The sequence below is a fragment of the Providencia sp. PROV048 genome (assembly GCF_033688165.1).
GTDB lineage: Bacteria > Pseudomonadota > Gammaproteobacteria > Enterobacterales > Enterobacteriaceae > Providencia > Providencia hangzhouensis.
On record NZ_CP096360.1, the window covers coordinates 3,312,380 to 3,334,440 of the forward strand.

Sequence of the window (22,061 nt, forward strand, 5' to 3'; positions counted from 1 at the left end):
ATGCATAACAATACAAGTCAATTTGCGAGCTGCTTCGCAAAGAAATAGTTAATTCAAAATAAATGCAAGAAAGTAAATTAATTATGAACCAAGATAAAATTCATTAAGAAAGATGGGATAGATAAAGGAGGGAGGTTGATGAAATGTAAAAACACAATACTAAGATGGCTTTTCGATAAAACCATCTTAGTAAACAATTTATTCGCTAATCAAACAGTAAACGGATATTTGATAGCCTCATGGCACTGGTACCCTTCGAGAGCAAAATCATCCGAAGTCACCCATGTTTCGAGGTCTTCTAATGACTGAATTTTGGGGTTAATAAACAATGAAGGGGAAGCAAACGGCTCACGTTTTAGTTGGACATCACGCATTAAAGTCAGTTGGTTTTCATAAATATGTGCATTCACAATTTTATGGTAAGCCTTACCTGCTTTATGCCCTGTAATACGAGCCATTAGAGCGAGTAAAACAAAGCATTGTACTTGGTTGAAATTTAAACCGAGCGGTACATCACAGCTACGTTGGTAAGATGTTAAATGTAAGGTATCACCTAACAATGAAAAAGTATGAGTATGCATGCAGGGACGCAAGCAACCCATTTCAAATTCACCAGGGTTATAGAAAGTGATAATTTCTGCGCGGTCATCAATTCCATTTTTTAAGTTATTGACGACTTTTTTCAGCTGATCTAAATGTGTTCCATCTGGGCGTTGCCATGAGCGCCCTTGAACACCATATACGCGGCCCATATCATCCTCACCTTTGCGATAAGGGTTATTCAGCCATGCTTGGTTCTCATTTGCATTGGCATTCCATGTATTACAACCAATTTCACGAAATTGAGCCGCATTGTCGTAGCCACGTAGATAACCAAGAAGCTCAGCTATCGCCGCTTTATAAAAGCTTTTACGAGTCGTAATCAAGGGGAATTGATTATTGCCCACATCATATTCAAGGTCAGCGTTAATAACGGTTAAACAACGAACACCTGTTCGTTTATTCTCAACCCATTGCCCTTCATCAATAATACGTTGGCATAAATCAAGATACGGCTTCATAGAGACTCTCTTTTAAAAAAATAACTTAAGTGGCTAACCTTTGTCTTGTTGTACTTCATTGCTTTATTTACAAAATAGTTATATTCAACAGACTAAGTTAGCCCCAATAATTGTACTTATTAACTCTTTTTAGGCTCTTTTAGTGGCTTATGGGCTGGCACATTTTTGCCATATTTGTAAGCCCAAACAATCATCAGAACTCCAATAATAATCATCGGAATTGATAGAATTTGTCCCATACTAATACCACCAAATAAACCAAGCTGTGCGTCTGGTTGCCTAAAGAATTCAACAATAATCCTAAATGCACCATAACCAATCAAGAATAACCCAGAAACACTCCCCATTGGACGAGGTTTACGCACAAATAAGTTCAAAATAAGGAACAGAACAATTCCCTCTAAGAACATTTCATAAAGCTGTGATGGGTGTCTTGGTAGCACACCATACTGCTCTAATATGGGTAATAACGAAGGGTCCTGTGCGGCAAGTTGAATATCTTCACTGCGTGAATGTGGGAATAAAAATGCCCATGGCGTATCGAGTGTTACTCGTCCCCATAGCTCCCCATTAATAAAGTTCCCAATACGGCCCATGCCTAAGCCAAATGGGATCAATGGTGCAACAAAGTCAGATACTTGCAGGAAACGACGGCGAGTACGGTGAGCAAACCACATCATGGCACATATCACACCGATTAGGCCGCCATGGAAGGACATGCCACCATCCCAAACCTTAAATAGATATAAAGGATCATCAAGAAAAACAGGGAGATTATAAAAGAAAACGTAACCTAACCGACCACCGACAAATACGCCAACAAAGCCAACATACAGCAAGTTTTCTACTTCGTTTTTTGTCCAGCCACTATTGGGTTTTGCAGCGCGACGCCCTGCTAGCCAAAGGGCAAAAACAAAGCCAACAAGGTACATAAAGCCATACCAGTGTAACGATACTGGCCCAATCGAGAACATAACAGGATCTATTTCCGGAAATGCTAAGTAGTTGTTACTCATTGTTCCCCACTTTTTAATCATTAAGCCAACTACTCGTCGACTATTACGTATTCAACAGGCTTCAATTTGTGAAGCCCCTGAAGCATACAACAAAAAGTATAGTCATTTATACTTGATATTTTTCAAACTAAACCAAATTAAATACTTACATCTTGTTGTAAGTTAAATCCCACCACGTACAAAACCGCCTAAATGGTGTTGTTCCATAAATTCACTCGCCTCTAGCCTGACACTATCACTCGTTTCCGCAGCCAATAACTTAGGTACTAACTGCGACATCAAGGCAGGGTCAAGCTGGCGGATTAAATATTTCATGCGAGGAACACTACGCCCACTCATACTTAAGGAGCGATATCCTAGAGCAATTAATACCATTGCGCTGAGTGGCTGCCCTGCCATTTCCCCACAAACACTTACAGGGAGTTGAAGGCGTTGGCACTCTTCACTTACTTTTGCTAAAAAGCGCACAATTGAGGGATGAAGATTATCATATAGCGCCGCTACATGGGTGTTATTACGGTCAACAGCAAGTAAATATTGTGTAAAGTCATTAGTCCCGATAGAGATAAAATCAACGCGTTTTTTTATTTCCGGCAATAGAAATAGCAAAGAAGGAACTTCAAGCATAATACCAATTTGGGGCATCTCAACTGGCATTTTTAATAAAAAACTCACTTCGTCCCTTGCTCTTTTTATCAGCAAAATTGCTTCGTCTATCTCATTAACACTGGTCACCATCGGTAATAAAATACGTAAATTACCTGAAAACATATTCGCCCGTAACATAGCCCTTAGCTGGATTAAAAAAATCTCGGGCTGGTCCAGCATGATGCGAATACCGCGCCAGCCTAAGCTTGGGTTTTCTTCGCTAATTGGCATGTATGGCAACTGTTTGTCCGCCCCTATATCAAGGGTTCTTAACACTACAGGCTTGGTAGGGAAAAGTTGTAAAACTTCTTTATAGAGTTGTTTTTGCTCATCTTCCGAGGGAAAACCATTGTGCAACATAAAAGGCAGTTCAGTACGATACAGGCCAACGCCGTCAACCCCTGTGTTAATCTGTTGCTCGTAGCGCGGACTTAAACCTGCATTAAGGTAAATATGAACGTGTTCGCCGCCTTTAAGTGTTGCATCTTGTTCAAGAGTTCCTTCCGCTAAGCGACTAATAACATTTTCTTCTTCAATGATTTGCTGGTATTCCTGAACAATTAAATTTTCAGGTTCAATAAAGAGCTCACCACGGTAACCATCCAATATTAAATGGCGGTTATGTAATAACGAAGGCTCAATATCCGCGCCCATAATTGCAGGAATTCCCATAGCTCTGATTAAGATAGCGGAATGAGAATGCGTTGCTCCGTCACGCACGACCACACCAGCAAGTTGCTCAATAGGTAACTCCGCCAATACACTAGCACTTAATTCATCAGCAACTAAAATAAAACGTTCTGGCCATTGCTCATTTTCGGTAAGTGAATCATCAAGATGAAATAATAAGCGTTGACCTAATGCTTTTAAATCTGCCCCTCTTTCCCTTAAATAAAGGTCACGCAGGCGAGAAAACTGCTCTACATAATTTTCAATAACTGTTTTAACTGCCCATTCAGCAGTTGCGTTATCATTGATGGCGGCAAACAGATGTTTTTTTAGCTGCGGGTCACTCAGTAAATGATTATAGAGATCAAATATCGCCGCACTTTCTTTTGCCGAGCTCGCCATAAAACGTTTACTAATACGACGACATTCCGCTGTAGCACTTTCGAGGGCGGCGACAAGGCGTTGTTTTTCTTTGTCGATATCAATAGCGCTTGCTTGAAAAATACTATCTAAAGAAGGTTGGGAACTATCTTGCCATCCATAAGCCATTGCAATTCCTTGTGATACAGGAATCGCTTTAATTCTATTTTGCCTATATTGCCCAAAAATACCTTTTGCTTGTGCTTGCGACAAAATCACGGCGAGTTGCATCGACAGCGTTACCATGAAAGATTCTTCGGTTTCATTAAATAGCCGTTTTTCCCGTTGCTGTACGACCAGCACGCCTAATAATTGGCGACGGTATACCACGGGAACACCTAAGAAAGCTTTTAATTGTTCTTCTTTAAGCTGAGGCAGGAATTTATATTGAGGGTGTTCACGAATATCGGCTAGATTGAGCATCTCAGACTGGCGCCCTACGGCCCCTACGACACCTTCATCAAAACCTAGACGAATAGCAATCCCGCTAGGTTTTTTTAACCCGCGGGTTGCCATTAAGTAATAGCATTGGCGAGGGTGATCAGCTAAATAAATGGAACAAACGTCTGTTCTCATTGCTTTGCAGGTCTCATTCACCAACACTTCTAGCGCATCAGTCAAACTTGTCGCCATTGCAACTTTTTCGACAATTTCACGTAAACGCGTCAACATAGGCTACTTTGCTCCACGCCTACGGTTATTAAAAGAGGGCCGTTGTGGTAATTTTTGTTCCTGTAAAGGCATAACTACGGGAGCGAATTCTTTCATGACACGCCGATAAACTTCACGTTTGAAAGAAACCACCTGCCTAACAGGATACCAATAACTGACCCATCGCCAGCCATCAAATTCTGGCGATTTACTGCGCTGCACGTTTATATCGGCATCATTGCATTGAAGTTGAAGTAAAAACCAACGCTGTTTCTGCCCAATACAAACAGGTTTTGTATCCCAACGCACCAAACGCTTGGGTAATTTGTAACGTAACCAATTACGGGTAGATGCCAATAACCTGACATCCTTACGCTGTAGCCCGACTTCTTCGTATAGCTCACGATACATCGCCTGTTCCGGCGATTCCCCAGGATTGATGCCTCCTTGAGGAAACTGCCATGAGTGTTGACCATAGCGGCGGGCCCATAAAACTTGCCCTTGCCGATTACAAATTACAATTCCTACATTCGGGCGGTAGCCATCATCATCAATCACAGACTACCTCAATAACCAAATTTGAAAGATGCCTAATTGTTTCACACATACCTAAACTGGTAAACCTATATCAATACAGTTTGCAGATATGCCTGAAGTCACTACAATAGTGAACATCTCAACGGGGTGCCGAATTTATTTAGGCTGAGAAATAACCCGTAGAACCTGATCCGGTTAATACCGGCGTAGGGATTTGAGCCACCGCCTGCATATCTGCACCGGTTCCTCCTCAAATCCTGTGTCACTATCTTTTAGCGCAGGAAAAAGCATGTTTAAAAACAAAATTATAGCATCTATTCTTACCTTTAGTGCACTCAGTTTAAGTCAATTGGCATGGGCTGATAAACCAACGCTTACTGTTTATACCTACGATTCCTTTGCAGCAGAATGGGGACCGGGCCCACAAATTAAAAAGAATTTCGAAGCGCAGTGCGATTGTGAATTAAAAATAGTCGCACTGGGGGATGGCGTAGCTCTGCTAAACAGACTCAGAATGGAAGGAAAAAAAAGTAAAGCAGATGTAATTTTAGGATTAGATAATAATTTATTAGATTCTGCTGAAAAAACAGGCCTGTTTGCCCCTGCTGACATTAATACCAGCGCATTGAAGCTGCCTATTTCATGGGATAGCTCAACTTTCATTCCTTATGACTATGGTTACTTCGCATTTATATATGACACTAATAAAATTAAACAACCACCAACAAGTATGGATGCATTATTAAATAGTGAAAATAATTGGAAAATTATTTACCAAGATCCTCGAACCAGTACGCCCGGACTTGGCTTAATGCTATGGATTGAAAAACTGTATGGCGACAAGTCTGCGGATGCATGGCAAAAAATGGCAGGCAAAACACTTACCGTAACTAAAGGTTGGAGTGAAGCTTATGGCCTGTTCTTAAAAGGGGAAGGTGATTTTGTACTCAGTTATACCTCATCGCCGGGTTATCAAATGCTTAATGACCAAAAAGATAACTATGCTGCCGCCTTATTTAATGAAGGGCACTATATGCAAGTTGAAGTGGCTGCAAGGTTAAAAAACAGTCCAGAGCCTGAATTGGCAAAACAATTTTTACAGTTTGTCTTAACCCCTGAATTCCAAAATACTTTACCAACAACCAACTGGATGTATCCGGTCATTGATATTCCCTTACCTGAGGTATACAACCAGTTACCTCTACCTGAAAAAGCCTTACAATTTAGTTCTCAAGAAGTGGCCAAAGAACGCCAAAATTGGACTCGTTTATGGCAAACCGCCGTCAGTCGCTAATTAATTTGTCTCTACTACCGGGGGCGTTGGCCTCCGGATTACTGATTACGGTTGCACTTATTAGTTTTGGTGCACTGTGGTTTTTTGCACCTGAAATTTCAATGACTGACATTATTAGCGATAGCTATTTGTGGCATGTGATTGGCTTTACTTTCTGGCAGGCTTTTTTATCCGCTATTTTTTCTGTAATCCCTGCTATTTTTCTTGCAAGAGCATTGCATCGCCGTCGTTTTTTTGGGCGAACTCTATTTTTACGCTTATGTGCAATGACGTTGGTTCTTCCTGTGTTAGTTGCCGTATTTGGTATTTTATCGGTTTACGGGCAAACGGGTTGGCTGGCTAAACTGTGCCAATTATTGGGGCTTAATTACAGTTTTTCGCCTTATGGCCTAAAGGGGATTTTGCTAGCACATGTCTTCTTTAATATGCCGCTAGCAACGCGTATGCTATTACAATCTTTAGAAAATATCGCTATTGAGCAACGGCAAATTGCAGCACAGCTGAGGTTTAATGAGTGGCAGCAATTTACCATTTTAGAATGGCCTTATTTACGGCGGCAAATATTACCCACTGCTGCGTTAATTTTTATGCTGTGCTTTGCCAGCTTTGCGACTGTGCTCGCTCTGGGAGGCGGTCCTGCAGCAACCACTATCGAATTGGCTATTTACCAAGCTCTTAACTATGATTTTGATTTAGGGCGAGCCACTATTTTAGCATTAATTCAGCTGTTCTTCTGTGTCGGTTTAATGTTTATCTGCCACAAAGTAAATAGTGTATTTTCAGTAGGTTTTAGCCACCAAGCACAATGGGTTGACCCCGCTGATAACGCATTTCGTCGTATTCGTGACCTGCTGCTCATTATCGCTGCCATGTTATTGCTACTTCCCCCACTATTCGCGGTTATTTTCGATGGGTTAAATGGGCAACTTTGGGCGGTATTGCAGCAACCCGCCTTATGGCAAGCCACGGCAACCTCTGTGTTTATTGCACTGTGTGCTGGCGCTGTCTGTGTGGTACTAACCTTAATGTTGTTATGGAGCAGCCGCGAATTGCGCTTACGCCAAGCAGCTCGTTTAGGGCAAGCCATAGAGCTTAGCGGGTTAATTATTTTAGCCATGCCGGGTATCGTCCTCGCGACAGGTTTTTTTATCTTTTTTAATGAAACGATAGGCTTACCTGAATCCCCTTACCCATTAGTTATCATGACTAACGCTTTGTTGGCCATTCCTTATGCGTTAAAAGTATTAGAAAACCCTATGCGAGACAGTGCTGAACGCTATAACCCGTTATGCCAATCACTCGATATTTCGGGTTTTAATCGTTTGCGAATTATTGAACTGAAAGCACTACGCAAACCAATCGCTCAAGCTCTTGCGTTTGCTTGTGTTATCTCAATTGGTGATTTTGGTGTCGTCGCGTTATTTGGCAATGATAACTTCCGCACGCTCCCTTATTATCTTTATCAGCAAATAGGGGCTTACCGATCAAACGATGGTGCAGTGACAGCCATGCTATTGTTATTGCTTTGTTTTTGCTTATTTAGCTTGATTGAACGTATTTCAGGAAAACATCATGATTAAATTGACTCAGCTAGATTACCAATACGACAACCTGACAATGTCGTTTGATTTTTCTGTTCAATCTGGTGAATCTGTTGCTGTTATGGGGCCTAGTGGTGCAGGGAAAAGTACGCTATTAAGTTTGATTAGCGGCTTTCAATTCCCCAATAATGGTACGATTGAGCTTAATGGCGAAGACCATACCTTTAGCCCACCCGCTAAGCGCCCTGTTTCTATGCTATTTCAAGAAAATAATTTATTTTCACACCTGACGATCCGGCAAAATATTGGCCTTGGGTTACAACCCAATTTGCGCCTCAATAAAACGCAAATTCAGCAAGTTGAGCAAATGGCGAGTCGTGTCAGCCTGAGTGAATGTTTAGATAGGTTACCGGCGCAACTGTCGGGGGGGCAACGGCAACGTGCGGCATTAGCACGCTGCATGATCCGTAATCAACCGATTTTACTGCTCGATGAACCCTTTTCTGCTCTCGACCCTGCATTACGCCGAGAAATGCTACTATTACTCAGGGAAATTTGTGCAGAAAAATCAATCACATTGTTAATGATTTCGCATAATGTTGATGATGCTTTACAAATTGCCCCGCGGACACTGGTTATTGCAGAAGGGAATATTGCCTACGATGGTGATACTCAATACCTATTACAGGGACAAAGCGCTGCGTCTGCTTTACTGAGTATCACAAGCGTTTCCAATAATTAGCACTGTATAAATTCACACTATTCGCGTATATTTATCGTAACTATTTTTTATGCGAGTAGCCTAATGACCCAACTCATCGCCCCAGCGGAAAGAGGCTTTATTCTTAGCCGGCACTGGAGAGACACCCGTCACGGTGTCGAGGTCTCTTATTGGCTACTCACTGATAACCAACCACAAAAGGTCACTGTTCCATATCAAAAAGCGATTGGTTTTTTAGCTGAATCTCAATTTCCTCGAGTAAAACACCTATTAGATGAACAACCCAATATTACCTATCGGCTTCTTGAATTAATTGATTTTAAACGTGAAAAGGTCTATGCGATTTATTGCCAGCAATATCGACAATTACAGAATCTTGAAAAAAGCTGCAACGAATTGGGTGTCGAATTATTAGAAACAGATATTCGCCCAAGTGAACGGTATCTAATGGAACGCTTTATCGCGGCCTCTGTCTGGTTTTCTCAAAATCAGCAAGGAGAATTTCAACTAAAACCTTGTGAAGGCTACCGTCCCCTAGTCAAAGCTGTTTCCCTTGATATCGAAACCAGCCAACATGGTGAACTCTATTCTATAGGGCTGTCTGGTTGTGGTGACAATGTGGTATTTATGTTAGGGCCAGAACAAGGGCCTGCATTGAGCTCTGAACATCGCTTAATCTATGTGAATAGCCGCCCGCAATTACTTCATAAGCTCAATGAATGGCTTCACCAATACGACCCTGATGCCATCATTGGTTGGAACCTAATCCAATTCGACTTACAAGTATTACAAAAGCATGCTGAGCGTTATGGCATCCAATTATTGTTTGGTCGACAAAACAAAAAATTGGAGTGGCGAGAGCATGGCTTTAAGCAAGGGGTATTTTTTGCCGCTGCTGAAGGCCGGTTAATTATTGATGGTATTGATGCATTAAAAGCAGCAACATGGAGTTTTTCATCATTTAGTTTAGAGTTTGTCGCTCAAGAACTCCTTGGCGAAGGTAAAGCGATTGATACCCCTTATGACCGAATGGATGAAATCAACCGCCGCTTTGCTCACGATAAACCCGCTCTAGCACACTACAATATTCAAGATTGTATTTTAGTCCATCGGATCTTTGAAAAAACGGATTTAATGGCTTTCTTGCAAGAACGTTCAACAGTAACTGGCCTTGCTGTTGATAAAATGGGCGGATCTGTCGCAGCATTCTCACACCTTTATATTCCCCGTCTACACCGCCTTGGCTTTGTCGCACCCAACCTCACAGAACAAAAAATGCAACTGAACCCCGGGGGCTTTGTCATGGACTCCCAACCCGGGTTATATGACTCCGTATTAGTTTTGGACTACAAAAGCCTATATCCTTCAATTATTAGAACTTTTCTCATCGACCCTGCAGGTATGATTGACGGGTTAGCACACCCTAACCTTGCACATTCGGTTCCCGGTTTTCGCCAAGCTTGGTTTTCTCGCACAACCCACTGTTTACCCGATATTGTCAGCCATATCTGGCAAGAGCGGGATAAAGCCAAAAAAGAGCATAATGCACCACTATCCCAAGCGCTAAAAATTATTATGAACGCATTTGCTGGAGTATTAGGAGCTGAAGGATGCCGTTTTTTTGACCCAAGACTGACCGCATCAATCACCATGCGTGGCCATGAAATTATGCGTACAACCAAACGCTTGATTGAGTCACAGGGTTACCAAGTTATTTATGGAGATACCGACTCCACGTTTGTATGGTTACGTGATGCCCACAATGAAGAACAAGCACAAAAAATTGGCTTTGCTTTACGTGATTACGTAAATAGTTGGTGGAAAAAACATTTAGCAGAAGAATGGCAATTAGAAGGTGTTTTAGAGCTCGAGTATGAAACCCATTACCGCCGATTTTTGATGCCCACCGTACGTGGTGCCGAAATGGGGAGCAAAAAGCGCTATGCAGGATTGAGTAAAGACACCATGGTATTTAGAGGGCTGGAAACCATTCGTTCAGACTGGACACCATTAGCTCAAATATTCCAAAAAGAGCTCTATACTCGTATTTTTTATCACCAACCTTACCGTGAATATATTCGTGAGTATGTCCAAAATATTCGTTCGGGCCAATATGATGACCGTTTAGTTTATCGTAAGCGTCTGCGCCGAAAATTGACTGATTACCAAAAAAATGTTCCTCCGCATGTTCGAGCTGCTCGTACCGCTGATGGCTATAATTTAAAATTACAGCGCCCTTTGCAATATCAAAATGGTGGTTGGATAAACTATATTATCACTCAGGCAGGGCCTGAACCGCTGGAAATCATCACGGCAAAACCGGATTACGAACATTATATTTCCAAGCAAATCAAACCAATAGCAGATGCTATCTTGCCTTTCTTACAAGATGACTTTGATACCCTGCTAACTGGGCAAATTACCCTGTTGTTTTAAAATTTATTCTACCTTTGATGTTTTTTTAACAGGTGACGATAGCCTTCGGTTGAATTAATATATCGCCCCTTTGGTGTCTCGCACGTCTGGCTACACAAATTATGCGTGATAATCAACAATACTCATTATAATTCAAATAGACTGACTCATTGTCTCGGCCACAAGCCCAGCAAACGCCTTAGTGCTCACTTTGCTGCAATTTGAATAATAAAATGTGTATAATTAATCATCAGGTAACGACTATTTTTAAAATAATTCGAACTCTTCCTTGTGTAACTATTAATGAGCTACACCAACACTGGGCGAAGACACTGATAAAAATTGTCTTAAAAAATCTAAAAAATAAACTCTCAATTTTATGGAATTAAGTTAAATCTATGCCATTTACTCTTGGTCAACGCTGGATCAGCGATACAGAAAGCGAACTTGGATTAGGTGCCGTCGTGGCAATTGATGCCCGAATGGTAACGTTGCTTTTTCCTGCTAGTGGCGAAAACCGCCTTTACTCTAGCAGTGATGCCCCTATTACCCGAGTGATGTTTAATGAAGGTGATACCATTACCAGCCACGAAGGCTGGCAACTTCAAGTTGAAAGCATTGAAGAAGATAAAGGATTATTGACTTACATCGGCACACGTTTAGATACGCAAGAAACCGGTGTGAGCCTTAGAGAAGTGTTCCTCGACAGCAAGCTCACATTCAATAAGCCGCAAGATCGTCTATTTGCTGGGCAAATTGACCGTATGGACCGTTTCGCTTTACGCTTCCGTGCGCGCAAATTCCAAAGCGAGCAAGTCAAACATCAAGCGACAGGCCTACGCGGTATTCGTGCAAGCCTGATCCCACACCAATTACATATTGCCAATGAAGTGGGAAAACGCCACCATCCGCGCGTATTACTCGCTGACGAAGTCGGCTTAGGTAAAACCATTGAAGCGGGGATGATTATCCACCAGCAATTAATGGCAGGCCGTGCAGAGCGCGTCTTAGTTATTGTTCCTGATAGCTTACAGCACCAATGGCTGGTTGAGATGCTACGCCGCTTTAATCTGCGTTTTTCTTTGTTTGATGATAGCCGTTACAGTGAAGCACAGCATGATAGTGATAACCCATTTGAAACAGAACAACTCGTTCTGTGTTCACTGGATTTCGTCCGTCGTAACAAGCAGCGTTTTGACCAATTAGTTGAAGCGGGCTGGGATATGATGGTCGTCGACGAAGCTCATCACTTACAGTGGAGTGAGACCGCCCCGAGCCGTGAATATCAAGTTATTGAAACATTAGCTGAAAATATTCCTTCTATTTTGCTATTAACGGCAACACCAGAGCAACTTGGCCAAGAAAGCCACTTCGCTCGCCTGCGTTTACTTGACCCTAGCCGTTTTCATGATTACCAAGACTTTATTGCTGAGCAAGAAAACTACCGTCCTGTTGCTGATGCGGTTTCACTGTTGCTGTCGGGTGACAAACTGACTAATGACCAGCAAAATTTACTTAACGAATTAATCAAAGAACAAGATATCGAACCACTGCTAAAGGCTGCAAACCTTGAAGGTGAAGATGGCAATGCCGCGCGCCAAGAGCTGATCAACATGTTAATGGACCGCCATGGTACTAGCCGCCTGTTGTTCAGAAATACCCGAAATGGCGTCAAAGGCTTCCCTCGTCGTGAATTGCATTCGTTAAAAATGCCATTGCCCACCCAATACCAAACCGCAATTAAAGTGGCTGGTATTATGGGCAGTAAAAAAGACGTTGAAACACGAGCAAAAGAAATGCTCTACCCTGAGCAAATTTACCAAGAGTTCGAAGGTGAAAACGCCACGTGGTGGAACTTTGACCCGCGGGTTGAGTGGTTAATGGGCTTTTTGACCGCAAACCGCCATGAAAAAGTGTTAGTGATCTGCGCGAAAGCCGCAACTGCACTACAATTGGAGCAAGTGTTACGTGAACGCGAAGCGATTCGTGCTGCCGTGTTCCACGAAGGGTTATCGTTATTAGAACGTGACCGAGCTGCTGCCTATTTCGCCTCTCAAGAAGAAGGCGCGCAGGTTCTATTATGTTCTGAAATCGGTTCTGAAGGGCGTAACTTCCAATTTGCTAACCAGTTGGTGATGTTCGACCTGCCGTTTAATCCAGACTTACTCGAGCAACGTATCGGCCGTTTAGACCGTATTGGACAAAGCCGTGATATCAGCATTCATGTGCCTTATTTAGAAAATACCGCACAATCTGTGTTGATCCGCTGGTATCACGAAGGCTTAGATGCCTTTGAACATACCTGCCCAACAGGCCGAGCTATCTACGATAAATACTACCAACCATTACTGCAATTTATGGCTGAACCGACAGTCACAGAAGGTTTTGATGATTTTATTAAAACCTGCCGTGCAGAGCATGACAGCTTGAAATTACAATTGGAACAAGGCCGTGACCGTTTGCTTGAAATGCATTCAAACGGTGGCGAGTCTGGCAATCTGTTGGCTGAAGAAATTGGTGAAGGTGATAACGATACCGAATTGGTTAACTTTGCACTCAATCTTTTTGATATCGTGGGTATTAATCAAGAAGATAAAAGTGATAACTTGATTATCCTAACGCCTTCAGACCATATGTTAGTCCCTGATTTCCCAGGGCTTCCTCAAGATGGTTGCACCATCACGTTTGATAGAGAGCAAGCACTTTCTCGTGAAGATACGCAGTTTATCAGCTGGGAGCACCCTATTATTCGTAATGGTTTAGATTTAGTGCTATCTGGCGATACCGGCAGCTGTGCGGTTTCTTTATTGAAAAACAAAGCGCTGCCTGTTGGCACCTTATTGACTGAACTGATTTACGTTGTGGAAGCTCAAGCACCTAAGAACCTGCAAATTAGCCGTTTCTTACCCGCAACTCCGGTACGCTTATTAATTGATTTAAAAGGTAATAACTTATCATCTCAAGTTGAGTTTGAAAGTTTTAACCGCCAATTAAATGCCATTAACCGCCATATGGCAAGCAAACTGGTCAATGCAGTACAAAATGAGGTTCATTCGGTATTACGCTTATCTGAGCCAATGATCGAAAAAGAAGCCAAAGCATTGATAGAGAATGCAAAAGAAGCGGCTGATAAGGCGCTAACGTTGGAGCTTTCTCGTTTAGAAGCACTAAAAGCGGTCAACCCAAATATCCGTGATGAAGAACTTGATATTATTGAGGAAGAACGCCAACAACTGATGACTAATATCGACCAAGCTACATGGCGACTAGATGCCATCCGCTTAGTTGTGGTGACTCATCAATAAGCGTATTACGTGCTAAACCATTCATGCACTTATTATTAGCTGTTTAAATTATGATGAGCGTAGCTTAAAATCATTACCAATTTCTCCCTCATTAGAGGGAGAATTTATTTTAAGAGCTTTGGGAGCGATATACCTTATGATGGAACCCTACCATCCCTCCGTTGAACCTTGGCTGCATGTGCTATACCAAGATGACCATATTATTGCGGTGAATAAGCCTAGTGGGCTACTTTCTGTGCCCGGAAAAGCCCCTGAGCACCACGACAGCATTATGAGCCGTGTTCAGCGTGATTTTCCCGTAGCTGAATCTGTACATCGCTTAGATATGGCGACAAGTGGTGTCATGGTTGTGGCGCTACACAAAAAGGCTGAGCGAGAGCTTAAACGCCAATTTAGGGAGCGTGAGCCTAAAAAAGTCTATATTGCTCGTGTTTGGGGTCATTTAGAAAAAGAAGAAGGTTTGATTGATTTACCGCTGATTTGTGATTGGCCAAACCGCCCTAAGCAAAAGGTGTGCTTTGAAACGGGTAAATCGGCACAAACTGAATACCAAGTTTTACAATATGAAGAACAAGCCACTCGCGTAAAGCTTTCCCCTATTACGGGTCGTTCGCACCAACTTAGAGTCCATATGTTAGCTTTAGGCCACCCAATATTAGGCGACCGTTTCTATGCTCACGATGAAGCCAAAGCGCTCGCCCCTCGCTTACAATTACATGCTCAGGAGTTATATATCACCCATCCTGAATATGGCACACCAATGCATTTTACCTGCCCACCGGATTTTTAACGGTCTCTAATCGATTGATTAGATTTCAATATTACCAGTGCAGAAATTAACTCACTCTGTTTTTGCGCTGATTATTTTTCCGTTTGTTTTTATCCTAAGAACATACATAACTATGTAACTAGGGTTCGCGAGCGCAGCCAACAAAAAACGGGAGCGAAATAATCCATTTTAATTATTCCCCTGATTTCCCCTAAATAGTTCGTGATGCAGCTAGGCGGCAAGAGAGCGAATTCCTAGGAGCATACAGTAATATGTGACTAGGGTTCGCGAGCGCAGCCAACAACGCTGCGGCGCGAAATATGACGGGGAAATTTATTTGAAGCCGAGCTCCTTCTTAACTAAGTCATAAGCTGCTTGGATTGATTGCGCTTTCTGCTTCGCTATTTCCATCATTTCTGGCGGCAAACCTTTCGCAACCAATTTATCTGGATGATGTTCGCTCATTAATTTACGATAGGCACGCTTAATTTTTGTTGGATCATCACTCGGGGACACGCCAAGCACTTTACAAGCATCTTCAAGGGTTGGGCCATTTGATTGCTGATAATACCCTCCTGATTGCTGCTGAGAGTAACCTTGGCCAAATTGGCGACCACTTTGAATCATATCCAAGAACTGTTCAAACTGAACCTTAGAAATACCGAGCTCTTCGGCAATAATAAACAACACTTTTCGTTCGTTCGGGTGTAATTGCCCATCAGCAAAAGCAGCTTGTAATTGAATTTCCAGAAACATCTGAATCAAGTCAAAACGGCCATAACAGGCCATACGTAATTGCTTTAATACATCACGCAATGGAAAGTTAGGGGATTTGCCTTCTCTAAACGCTTGTTGAGCCGCTTTTCGTGTTTCTCCATGTAATTGCATTCTGTCCATTAAATTAGTCGCAAGCTGAATATCTGTCTCGGTTACACGGCCTTTGGACTTCGTTAAATGCCCCAAAATTTGGAAGGTGCTCGCAAAGAAAATGATTTGGCGATCTCGCTTATTCATTCTTCCTGCAAATTTACGTTGAATCGATGCTTTATCAAAACCATGCCCAATAATTAACCCAACTAGCGCCCCCCAAAAACCCAATCCAGAGACGATTGCGAGTATAACGCCAATAATTTTGCCCCAATAGTGCATATATCCCTCAATTCTTCAATGCTCAAAATGCAATTTTGCATTATCATACTATTCATTCAGCTCTATGCATAACTACCCGCGCGTAAAGTTTCTTACATTATACTGGCGCAAAGTGGTTGGCTAAGTTAGTCTTTGAGCGTTTGCTGGCGATGCCAATGATGACGGAACCCCATATTTAATGATGAAAAAAAGCTATCCAACACTACTCGCCACCATGGTATGGGCGGCAATTTATAGTCAGCAAGCGCATGCTGACCTTGCACAGCAGTGTATGCTGGGTGTCCCTGTTTACACCAAACCGATTGTAAAAGGTGACCCTAACGACCTGCCGATTCACATTACCGCTGAAGATGTCCGTGGTGAATACCCTAATTTTGTTGAATATGAAGGTAATGTCGATATTCAACAAGGGAACCAAACATTAACCGCTGATAAGGTTAAACTCACCCAAACAGAAACAGCGGGTGAACTCCCTGTGCGTGAAGTAACAGCCACTGGTAATGTGCACTACGATGACCCACAAATTATCTTAAAAGGCCCTTCTGCGTGGTCTAACTTAGATAATAAAAACACTGATGTGAATGACGGTAACTACATGATGGTAGGCCGTCAGGGACGTGGTGATGCGACGAAAATGAAAATGCGTGGTGAAAACCGTTACTCTATTATGGAAAACGGTACATTCACAACCTGTTTACCCGGTAATAATAGCTGGAGCGTCGCGGGCTCTGAAGTCATTATCGACCGCGAAGAAGAAGTGGCTGAAATTTGGCATGCGCGCTTTAAAGTGGGTGACGTGCCTATTTTCTATAGCCCATATATGCAATTACCGATTGGCAATAAGCGCCGTTCAGGTTTTTTAATTCCGACGGGAAGTTATTCAAGTAACGATGGGCTAGAGTTCTCATTACCCTATTATTGGAATATTGCACCAAACTACGATGCCACAATTACACCGCAATTTATGACCCACCGTGGTGTAAAATTAAATAATGAATTCCGCTACCTTATTGCTCCAGGTACAGGCACCGTGGCCTTTGATTTTCTAAATCATGACCGTGCTTATATCAAAGACAAAGAACGTGGTAAGCGTGAAGATCGTGATAGCGATGACCGTTGGTTATTCTACTGGCGCCATTCTGGGACTTACGCGGGGCATTGGAACTTCAGCTCTGACTATACCAAAGTGAGCGACCCTAGCTATTTTACTGACTTTAGTTCCCAGTACGGTAGCACCACTGATGGCTACGCTACGCAAAAATTCAGTGCAGGTTATTCAGATACAAACTGGAATGCGAAAGTCACTCACAAGCAATTCCAAATTTTTGCGGATAACCCCAACAAGCGCGCTTATAAAGCAGAGCCACAAGTGGACTTCAATTATTATAAAAATAATTTAGGTGCCTTTGATGTGCATACTTACGCACAAGCTGCTCGTTTTACGAGTGTGGGTAAAAATAACCCAGACGCAACTCGCTTACACATTGAGCCAGAAGTAAACCTGCCATTGTCTAATGGTTGGGCAAATATGAATAACAGCATCAAATTGTATGCGACTCATTACGACCAAGATATTCCTCGCTCGAATACGGATACTAGCTTAGAAAAAAATGTTACGCGTGTTCTACCCATGTTTAAAAGCGATGCAAAAGTTGTCTTCGAACGAGACCTTTTCCAAGGCAGCGATTTCGTTCAAACATTAGAACCACGTGTCCAATATTTGTATATTCCGTATAAAGATCAAGATAATATCAATAACTTTGACTCTTCATTGCTGCAGTCAGACTATAGCGGTTTATTCCGTGACCGGATTTACAGTGGCCTTGACCGTATCGCCTCTGCAAACCAGTTCACCACAGGTGTCACAACACGTGTTTATGACGATACTTTAGCTGAGCGCTTTAACTTCTCTGTGGGGCAAATTTATTACTTTGAACGCCCACGTGCTGGTGATTCAAATCGCCCAATAGATGATAAAAGCAACACAGGTTCATTATTGTGGGCCACTGACTCTATGTGGCGAATTGATGATAACTGGGGCTTGCGTGGTGGGTTACAATATGACCGCCGTCTCGGTAATGTCACAATGGGGAATGCGGTTGCAGAATACCGTTTAGATGCCGATCGTTTAGTTCAGTTGAACTACCGTTTCGTTGACCGCGATTATATTCAAGCAACCTTCCGTCGTGAAGATACTGCGAATGGTGGCTATACCTATACACTGCCTGAATACCAACGCGGTATTTCACAAGTGGGTGCTGTCATGAGTTGGCCATTAAGCGAGCGCTGGGGTTTTGTGGGCTCATATTATTATGATACCAAACAACAGCAACCTGCGAGCCAACTTGTTGGTTTGCAATACAATACTTGTTGCTGGGCAGTCAATCTTGGCTATGAACGTAAGATAGTTGGTTGGCAAAAAGAGAAGTTTAGCAGTGAATATGACAATAAATGGTCAATCAATGTGGAACTTAGAGGCCTAAATAACAATCATAGTTTAGGTAGTCAGAAGATGTTAGAAAGTGGCATTATGCCTTATCAACGTGCTTTCTGATAAAAATAACATAGAGTTACTGTCAATAACTCAGGGGCAGTTAGGCGACAAGTGACTGAGTCGCTAGGAGCATACACAAGTATGTGACTAGTGCGAGTGAGCGCAGTCAACAACACTGCAACTTGAAGTATGACGAGTAAAAAGAGATTAGCCCGCTTTTGCGGAATCAAAGTCAATATTTATAGGACCATTATGAAGAATTGGAGAACGCTTATTCTGGGACTGATGTTCGCAAGCTCCACTGCTTTGGCTGCGCCTCAGCAAATGGATAAAGTGGCTGCGGTCGTCAATAACGGTGTTGTGCTGGAAAGTGACGTCCAGAATATGATCAACACAGTAAAACTGAATGCTCAGAACGCACGTCAACAGGTGCCTGATGATCAAACTCTGCGTCATCAGATCCTTGAGCGTCTCGTTATGGATAACATCATTTTGCAAATGGCTAGCCAAATGCAAATCAATATTCCAGATGAAGCCGTGGATGCAACTATTACTGATATCGCTCGTCAAAACGGTTTAACACTACAGCAAATGCAACAACGTTTAACCGCTGATGGCATCAATATGAATCAGTATCGTAGCGAAATTCGTAAAGAGATGCTGATCGCTGAAGTGCGTAACAATGAAGTTCGCCGCCGAGTGACCATTTTACCTCAAGAGGTTGATTCTCTTGCTGAACAAATGAGCTCACAAGCAAATTATGAGATGGGCGTTAATTTAAGCCATATCTTGATTCCATTAGCAGAAAATCCAACACAGGAACAACTAAAAACCGCTGAAGCATTAGTGGATAAAATTTTAGCTGAACTGAAAAAAGGCGGAGATTTCGGTAAGTTAGCTATCGCTTATTCAGCAGATCCTCAAGCACTGAAAGGCGGTAATATGGGTTGGTCACGCCTGCAAGAATTACCCGTTGTGTTTGCTGAACAACTGAAAAATGCGAAAAAAGGTGATGTTGTCGGCCCTATTCGCTCTGGTGTCGGCTACCATATTTTACGTGTTAACGATGTCAGTGGTGGCAGCCAACCTATTTCTGTCACAGAAGTGAAAGCACGCCACATCTTGATTAAGTCATCACCAATTATGGATGATGCACAGGCAAGACAAAAATTAACCAAAATTGCTCAGGAGATTCGTTCAGGCAAAATCTCATTTGAAGATGCAGCAAAAGAAAACTCTGAAGACCCAGGTAGTGCGTTAAAAGGGGGTGAATTAGGTTGGAATATGCCTGATATCTATGACCCAGCTTTCCGCGATGCGCTAATGAGACTGAATAAAGGCGAATTAAGCCAACCTGTTCAATCAAACTTTGGATGGCACCTAATTCAATTAGAAGACACACGCAACGTTGATAAAACAGACGCGGCGCAAAAAGATCAAGCTTACCGTTTACTGTTTAATCGTAAATTTAACGAAGAAGCACAAAGCTGGATGCAAGAACAACGCGCTTCTGCTTACGTGAAAATGGTTGATGGTCGTGACAGCCAATCTACAGATGAAAAAACAAATTAATCCTATTGTTATCACCCCCGGCGAGCCAGCCGGGGTTGGTCCAGACCTACTTATTCAGCTAGCTCAACAGCAATGGCCTGTTGAGTTGGTTGCTTGTGCCGATCCTGATTTATTACTCCAGCGTGCCAAAGCGCTAAATTTGCCTCTGACATTAACTGAATATTCCCCCAATTCAATTAATGAAGAACAGCCTGCAGGTCACTTATCCGTTCTACCTGTTCATTTAGTAACGCCTGCAAAGGCAGGTGTACTTAATGTTGATAATGGCCACTATGTTGTGGAGAGCTTAGCAAAAGCATGTGACGGCTGTTTAAATGGCGAATTTTCAGCGCTTGTAACAGGTCCCGTACATAAAGGGATTATTAATGATGCAGGCATGTCATTTAGTGGTCACACGGAATTCTTTGCACAACGAAGTGACTGTGAACGCGTTGTTATGATGCTAGCTACCGAAGAACTGCGTGTTGCATTAGCCACAACGCATCTGCCACTCAAGGACGTGTCGGCCGCTATTACCCAACAAAGCCTTCATGAAGTCATCACCATTTTACACCATGATTTACAAACCAAATTTGGTATTGAAAAACCGGCCATCTATGTTTGTGGTTTAAATCCACATGCAGGAGAAGGCGGCCATATGGGTACCGAAGAAATTGATACTATAGAGCCTGCACTTGAAAGCCTACGTACAAAAGGGATTAATTTGATTGGGCCATTGCCTGCAGATACCCTATTTCAAGCTAAGTATTTAGACCATGCAGACGCAGTGTTAGCAATGTATCACGATCAGGGCCTTCCTGTGTTAAAATACCAAGGTTTTGGCAGAGCAGTAAATATCACTCTCGGCCTGCCTTTTATCCGTACCTCTCTCGACCATGGGACAGCCCTTGAGCTTGCGGGGACGGGTCATGCTGATGCGGGAAGTTTTATCACCGCATTAAAGTTAGCTATCCAAATGACATCTAAGAATACATGAATAATCGAGTCCATCAGGGGCACTTTGCCCGCAAACGTTTCGGGCAGAACTTTTTAACTGACCAATTTATTATCGACAGCATCGTGGATGCCATGAACCCGCAGCCAGGTCAGTCCATTGTAGAAATTGGTCCCGGCTTAGGTGCCTTAACCGAACCTGTCGGTAGCCGAATCGATAAAATGACCGTAGTTGAACTTGACCGTGACCTTGCTGCACGTTTACACGTTCATCCTCAACTAAAAGATAAATTGACTATCATTCAGCAAGATGCAATGACAGTGGATTTTGGTGAATTAGCCAAACAAGCAGGTCAACCCCTGCGCGTTTTTGGTAACTTGCCTTACAACATCTCCACACCGTTAATGTTTCACTTATTCACATTCACCAATTCTATTTCTGACATGAATTTCATGTTACAAAAAGAAGTGGTGAATCGTCTGGTTGCAGGACCAGGTAGCAAAGCCTTTGGGCGCTTGAGTGTTATGGCGCAATATTATTGCAACGTGGTGCCTGTGTTGGAAGTACCACCAACCGCATTTACACCAGCGCCAAAAGTAGATTCAGCCATTGTTAGGTTGATTCCTCATCGTGAAAACCCGTATCCGGTAAAAGATATTAAATTTTTAAGCCGTATTACCACACAAGCTTTCAACCAACGCCGTAAAACGATTCGTAATAGTTTAGGGGATTTATTCAGCGTTGAAGAGTTAACAGAACTGGGTATTGATTTAAGCACACGAGCAGAAAATATTTCTGTTGAACAATATTGTAAAATGGCAAACTATCTCTCTAACCGTTCAGAATAGTCTGTTGAAGGAGGCAC

The 22,061-nt window shown here is 42.6% G+C and carries 15 protein-coding genes and 1 riboswitch; of the genes, 10 read left to right on the forward strand and 5 right to left on the reverse strand.

The window, feature by feature from the left end:
- Positions 1-209: 209 nt before the first annotated feature.
- The 4 genes from M1F26_RS14670 to rppH form a co-directional block, all read right to left on the reverse strand.
- The gene (locus M1F26_RS14670; RefSeq protein WP_140171590.1) at positions 210-1,061 is read right to left on the reverse strand and encodes a thymidylate synthase; all 852 of its coding nucleotides are present in this window, start codon (positions 1,059-1,061) and stop codon (positions 210-212) included.
- A 119-nt stretch (positions 1,062-1,180) separates the two neighbouring features.
- Positions 1,181-2,077 carry a prolipoprotein diacylglyceryl transferase gene (lgt, locus tag M1F26_RS14675; RefSeq protein ID WP_112307518.1) on the reverse strand — a complete coding sequence of 299 codons (897 nt, stop codon included), beginning with the start codon at positions 2,075-2,077 and terminating at the stop codon, positions 1,181-1,183.
- A gap of 162 nt (positions 2,078-2,239) precedes the next feature.
- Positions 2,240-4,486: a phosphoenolpyruvate--protein phosphotransferase gene (gene ptsP / locus M1F26_RS14680; protein ID WP_140171589.1), complete on the reverse strand. Its 2,247-nt coding sequence runs from the start codon at positions 4,484-4,486 to the stop codon at positions 2,240-2,242.
- A gap of 3 nt (positions 4,487-4,489) precedes the next feature.
- Positions 4,490-5,023 carry an RNA pyrophosphohydrolase gene (rppH, locus tag M1F26_RS14685; RefSeq protein ID WP_004257639.1) on the reverse strand — a complete coding sequence of 178 codons (534 nt, stop codon included), beginning with the start codon at positions 5,021-5,023 and terminating at the stop codon, positions 4,490-4,492.
- 112 nt (positions 5,024-5,135) lie between these two features.
- A riboswitch (TPP riboswitch) is annotated at positions 5,136-5,233 on the forward strand.
- A gap of 58 nt (positions 5,234-5,291) precedes the next feature.
- Here rppH and thiB point away from each other — a divergent pair.
- The 6 genes from thiB (at position 5,292) to rluA (ending at position 15,068) form a co-directional block, all read left to right on the forward strand.
- The gene (gene thiB, locus M1F26_RS14690) at positions 5,292-6,296 is read left to right on the forward strand and encodes a thiamine ABC transporter substrate binding subunit (RefSeq protein ID WP_140171588.1); all 1,005 of its coding nucleotides are present in this window, start codon (positions 5,292-5,294) and stop codon (positions 6,294-6,296) included.
- Positions 6,272-7,876, forward strand: a complete 1,605-nt coding sequence (gene thiP / locus M1F26_RS14695; protein ID WP_140171587.1) for a thiamine/thiamine pyrophosphate ABC transporter permease ThiP — start codon at positions 6,272-6,274, stop codon at positions 7,874-7,876. Before thiB ends, thiP begins: the two co-directional genes overlap by 25 nt.
- Positions 7,869-8,579, forward strand: a complete 711-nt coding sequence (gene thiQ, locus M1F26_RS14700; protein ID WP_140171586.1) for a thiamine ABC transporter ATP-binding protein ThiQ — start codon at positions 7,869-7,871, stop codon at positions 8,577-8,579. The genes thiP and thiQ overlap by 8 nt, the downstream gene beginning before the upstream one ends.
- A gap of 63 nt (positions 8,580-8,642) precedes the next feature.
- The gene (locus M1F26_RS14705; RefSeq protein ID WP_140171585.1) at positions 8,643-10,994 is read left to right on the forward strand and encodes a DNA polymerase II; all 2,352 of its coding nucleotides are present in this window, start codon (positions 8,643-8,645) and stop codon (positions 10,992-10,994) included.
- 377 nt (positions 10,995-11,371) lie between these two features.
- Positions 11,372-14,278 carry an RNA polymerase-associated protein RapA gene (rapA, locus tag M1F26_RS14710; RefSeq protein WP_110591267.1) on the forward strand — a complete coding sequence of 969 codons (2,907 nt, stop codon included), beginning with the start codon at positions 11,372-11,374 and terminating at the stop codon, positions 14,276-14,278.
- Positions 14,279-14,414: 136 nt separating this feature from the next.
- Positions 14,415-15,068: a bifunctional tRNA pseudouridine(32) synthase/23S rRNA pseudouridine(746) synthase RluA gene (gene rluA, locus M1F26_RS14715; RefSeq protein ID WP_140171583.1), complete on the forward strand. Its 654-nt coding sequence runs from the start codon at positions 14,415-14,417 to the stop codon at positions 15,066-15,068.
- Between the two features lie 312 nt (positions 15,069-15,380).
- Here rluA and djlA read toward each other — a convergent pair whose 3' ends face one another.
- The gene (gene djlA, locus M1F26_RS14720) at positions 15,381-16,196 is read right to left on the reverse strand and encodes a co-chaperone DjlA (RefSeq protein ID WP_004908636.1); all 816 of its coding nucleotides are present in this window, start codon (positions 16,194-16,196) and stop codon (positions 15,381-15,383) included.
- A gap of 178 nt (positions 16,197-16,374) precedes the next feature.
- Here djlA and lptD point away from each other — a divergent pair, with 178 nt between their 5' ends.
- The 4 genes from lptD to rsmA all read left to right on the forward strand — a co-directional run bounded on the left by lptD (position 16,375) and on the right by rsmA (position 22,044).
- Entirely contained in the window at positions 16,375-18,750 is a 2,376-nt protein-coding gene (gene lptD, locus M1F26_RS14725) for an LPS assembly protein LptD (RefSeq protein WP_140171582.1), read from the forward strand.
- 192 nt (positions 18,751-18,942) lie between these two features.
- On the forward strand, positions 18,943-20,262 hold the full coding sequence (surA, locus tag M1F26_RS14730; protein WP_094961104.1) for a peptidylprolyl isomerase SurA: 1,320 nt from the start codon (positions 18,943-18,945) through the stop codon (positions 20,260-20,262).
- The gene (gene pdxA, locus M1F26_RS14735) at positions 20,246-21,238 is read left to right on the forward strand and encodes a 4-hydroxythreonine-4-phosphate dehydrogenase PdxA (protein WP_140171690.1); all 993 of its coding nucleotides are present in this window, start codon (positions 20,246-20,248) and stop codon (positions 21,236-21,238) included. Before surA ends, pdxA begins: the two co-directional genes overlap by 17 nt.
- Positions 21,235-22,044: a 16S rRNA (adenine(1518)-N(6)/adenine(1519)-N(6))-dimethyltransferase RsmA gene (rsmA, locus tag M1F26_RS14740; RefSeq protein ID WP_140171581.1), complete on the forward strand. Its 810-nt coding sequence runs from the start codon at positions 21,235-21,237 to the stop codon at positions 22,042-22,044. Before pdxA ends, rsmA begins: the two co-directional genes overlap by 4 nt.
- The last annotated feature ends 17 nt before the right edge of the window (positions 22,045-22,061 follow it).

Bases quoted from the DNA above. Each gene is read 5' to 3' on its own strand.
- M1F26_RS14705 (WP_140171585.1), top strand. From the start codon at position 8,643: ATGACCCAACTCATCGCCCCAGCGGAAAGAGGCTTTATTCTTAGCCGG.
- M1F26_RS14670 (WP_140171590.1), bottom strand. From the start codon at position 1,061: ATGAAGCCGTATCTTGATTTATGCCAACGTATTATTGATGAAGGGCAA.
- surA (WP_094961104.1), top strand. From the start codon at position 18,943: ATGAAGAATTGGAGAACGCTTATTCTGGGACTGATGTTCGCAAGCTCC.
- lgt (WP_112307518.1), bottom strand. From the start codon at position 2,077: ATGAGTAACAACTACTTAGCATTTCCGGAAATAGATCCTGTTATGTTC.
- rapA (WP_110591267.1), top strand. From the start codon at position 11,372: ATGCCATTTACTCTTGGTCAACGCTGGATCAGCGATACAGAAAGCGAA.
- ptsP (WP_140171589.1), bottom strand. From the start codon at position 4,486: ATGTTGACGCGTTTACGTGAAATTGTCGAAAAAGTTGCAATGGCGACA.
- thiP (WP_140171587.1), top strand. From the start codon at position 6,272: ATGGCAAACCGCCGTCAGTCGCTAATTAATTTGTCTCTACTACCGGGG.
- lptD (WP_140171582.1), top strand. From the start codon at position 16,375: ATGATGAAAAAAAGCTATCCAACACTACTCGCCACCATGGTATGGGCG.
- djlA (WP_004908636.1), bottom strand. From the start codon at position 16,196: ATGCACTATTGGGGCAAAATTATTGGCGTTATACTCGCAATCGTCTCT.
- rluA (WP_140171583.1), top strand. From the start codon at position 14,415: ATGATGGAACCCTACCATCCCTCCGTTGAACCTTGGCTGCATGTGCTA.
- rsmA (WP_140171581.1), top strand. From the start codon at position 21,235: ATGAATAATCGAGTCCATCAGGGGCACTTTGCCCGCAAACGTTTCGGG.
- thiB (WP_140171588.1), top strand. From the start codon at position 5,292: ATGTTTAAAAACAAAATTATAGCATCTATTCTTACCTTTAGTGCACTC.
- pdxA (WP_140171690.1), top strand. From the start codon at position 20,246: ATGAAAAAACAAATTAATCCTATTGTTATCACCCCCGGCGAGCCAGCC.
- thiQ (WP_140171586.1), top strand. From the start codon at position 7,869: ATGATTAAATTGACTCAGCTAGATTACCAATACGACAACCTGACAATG.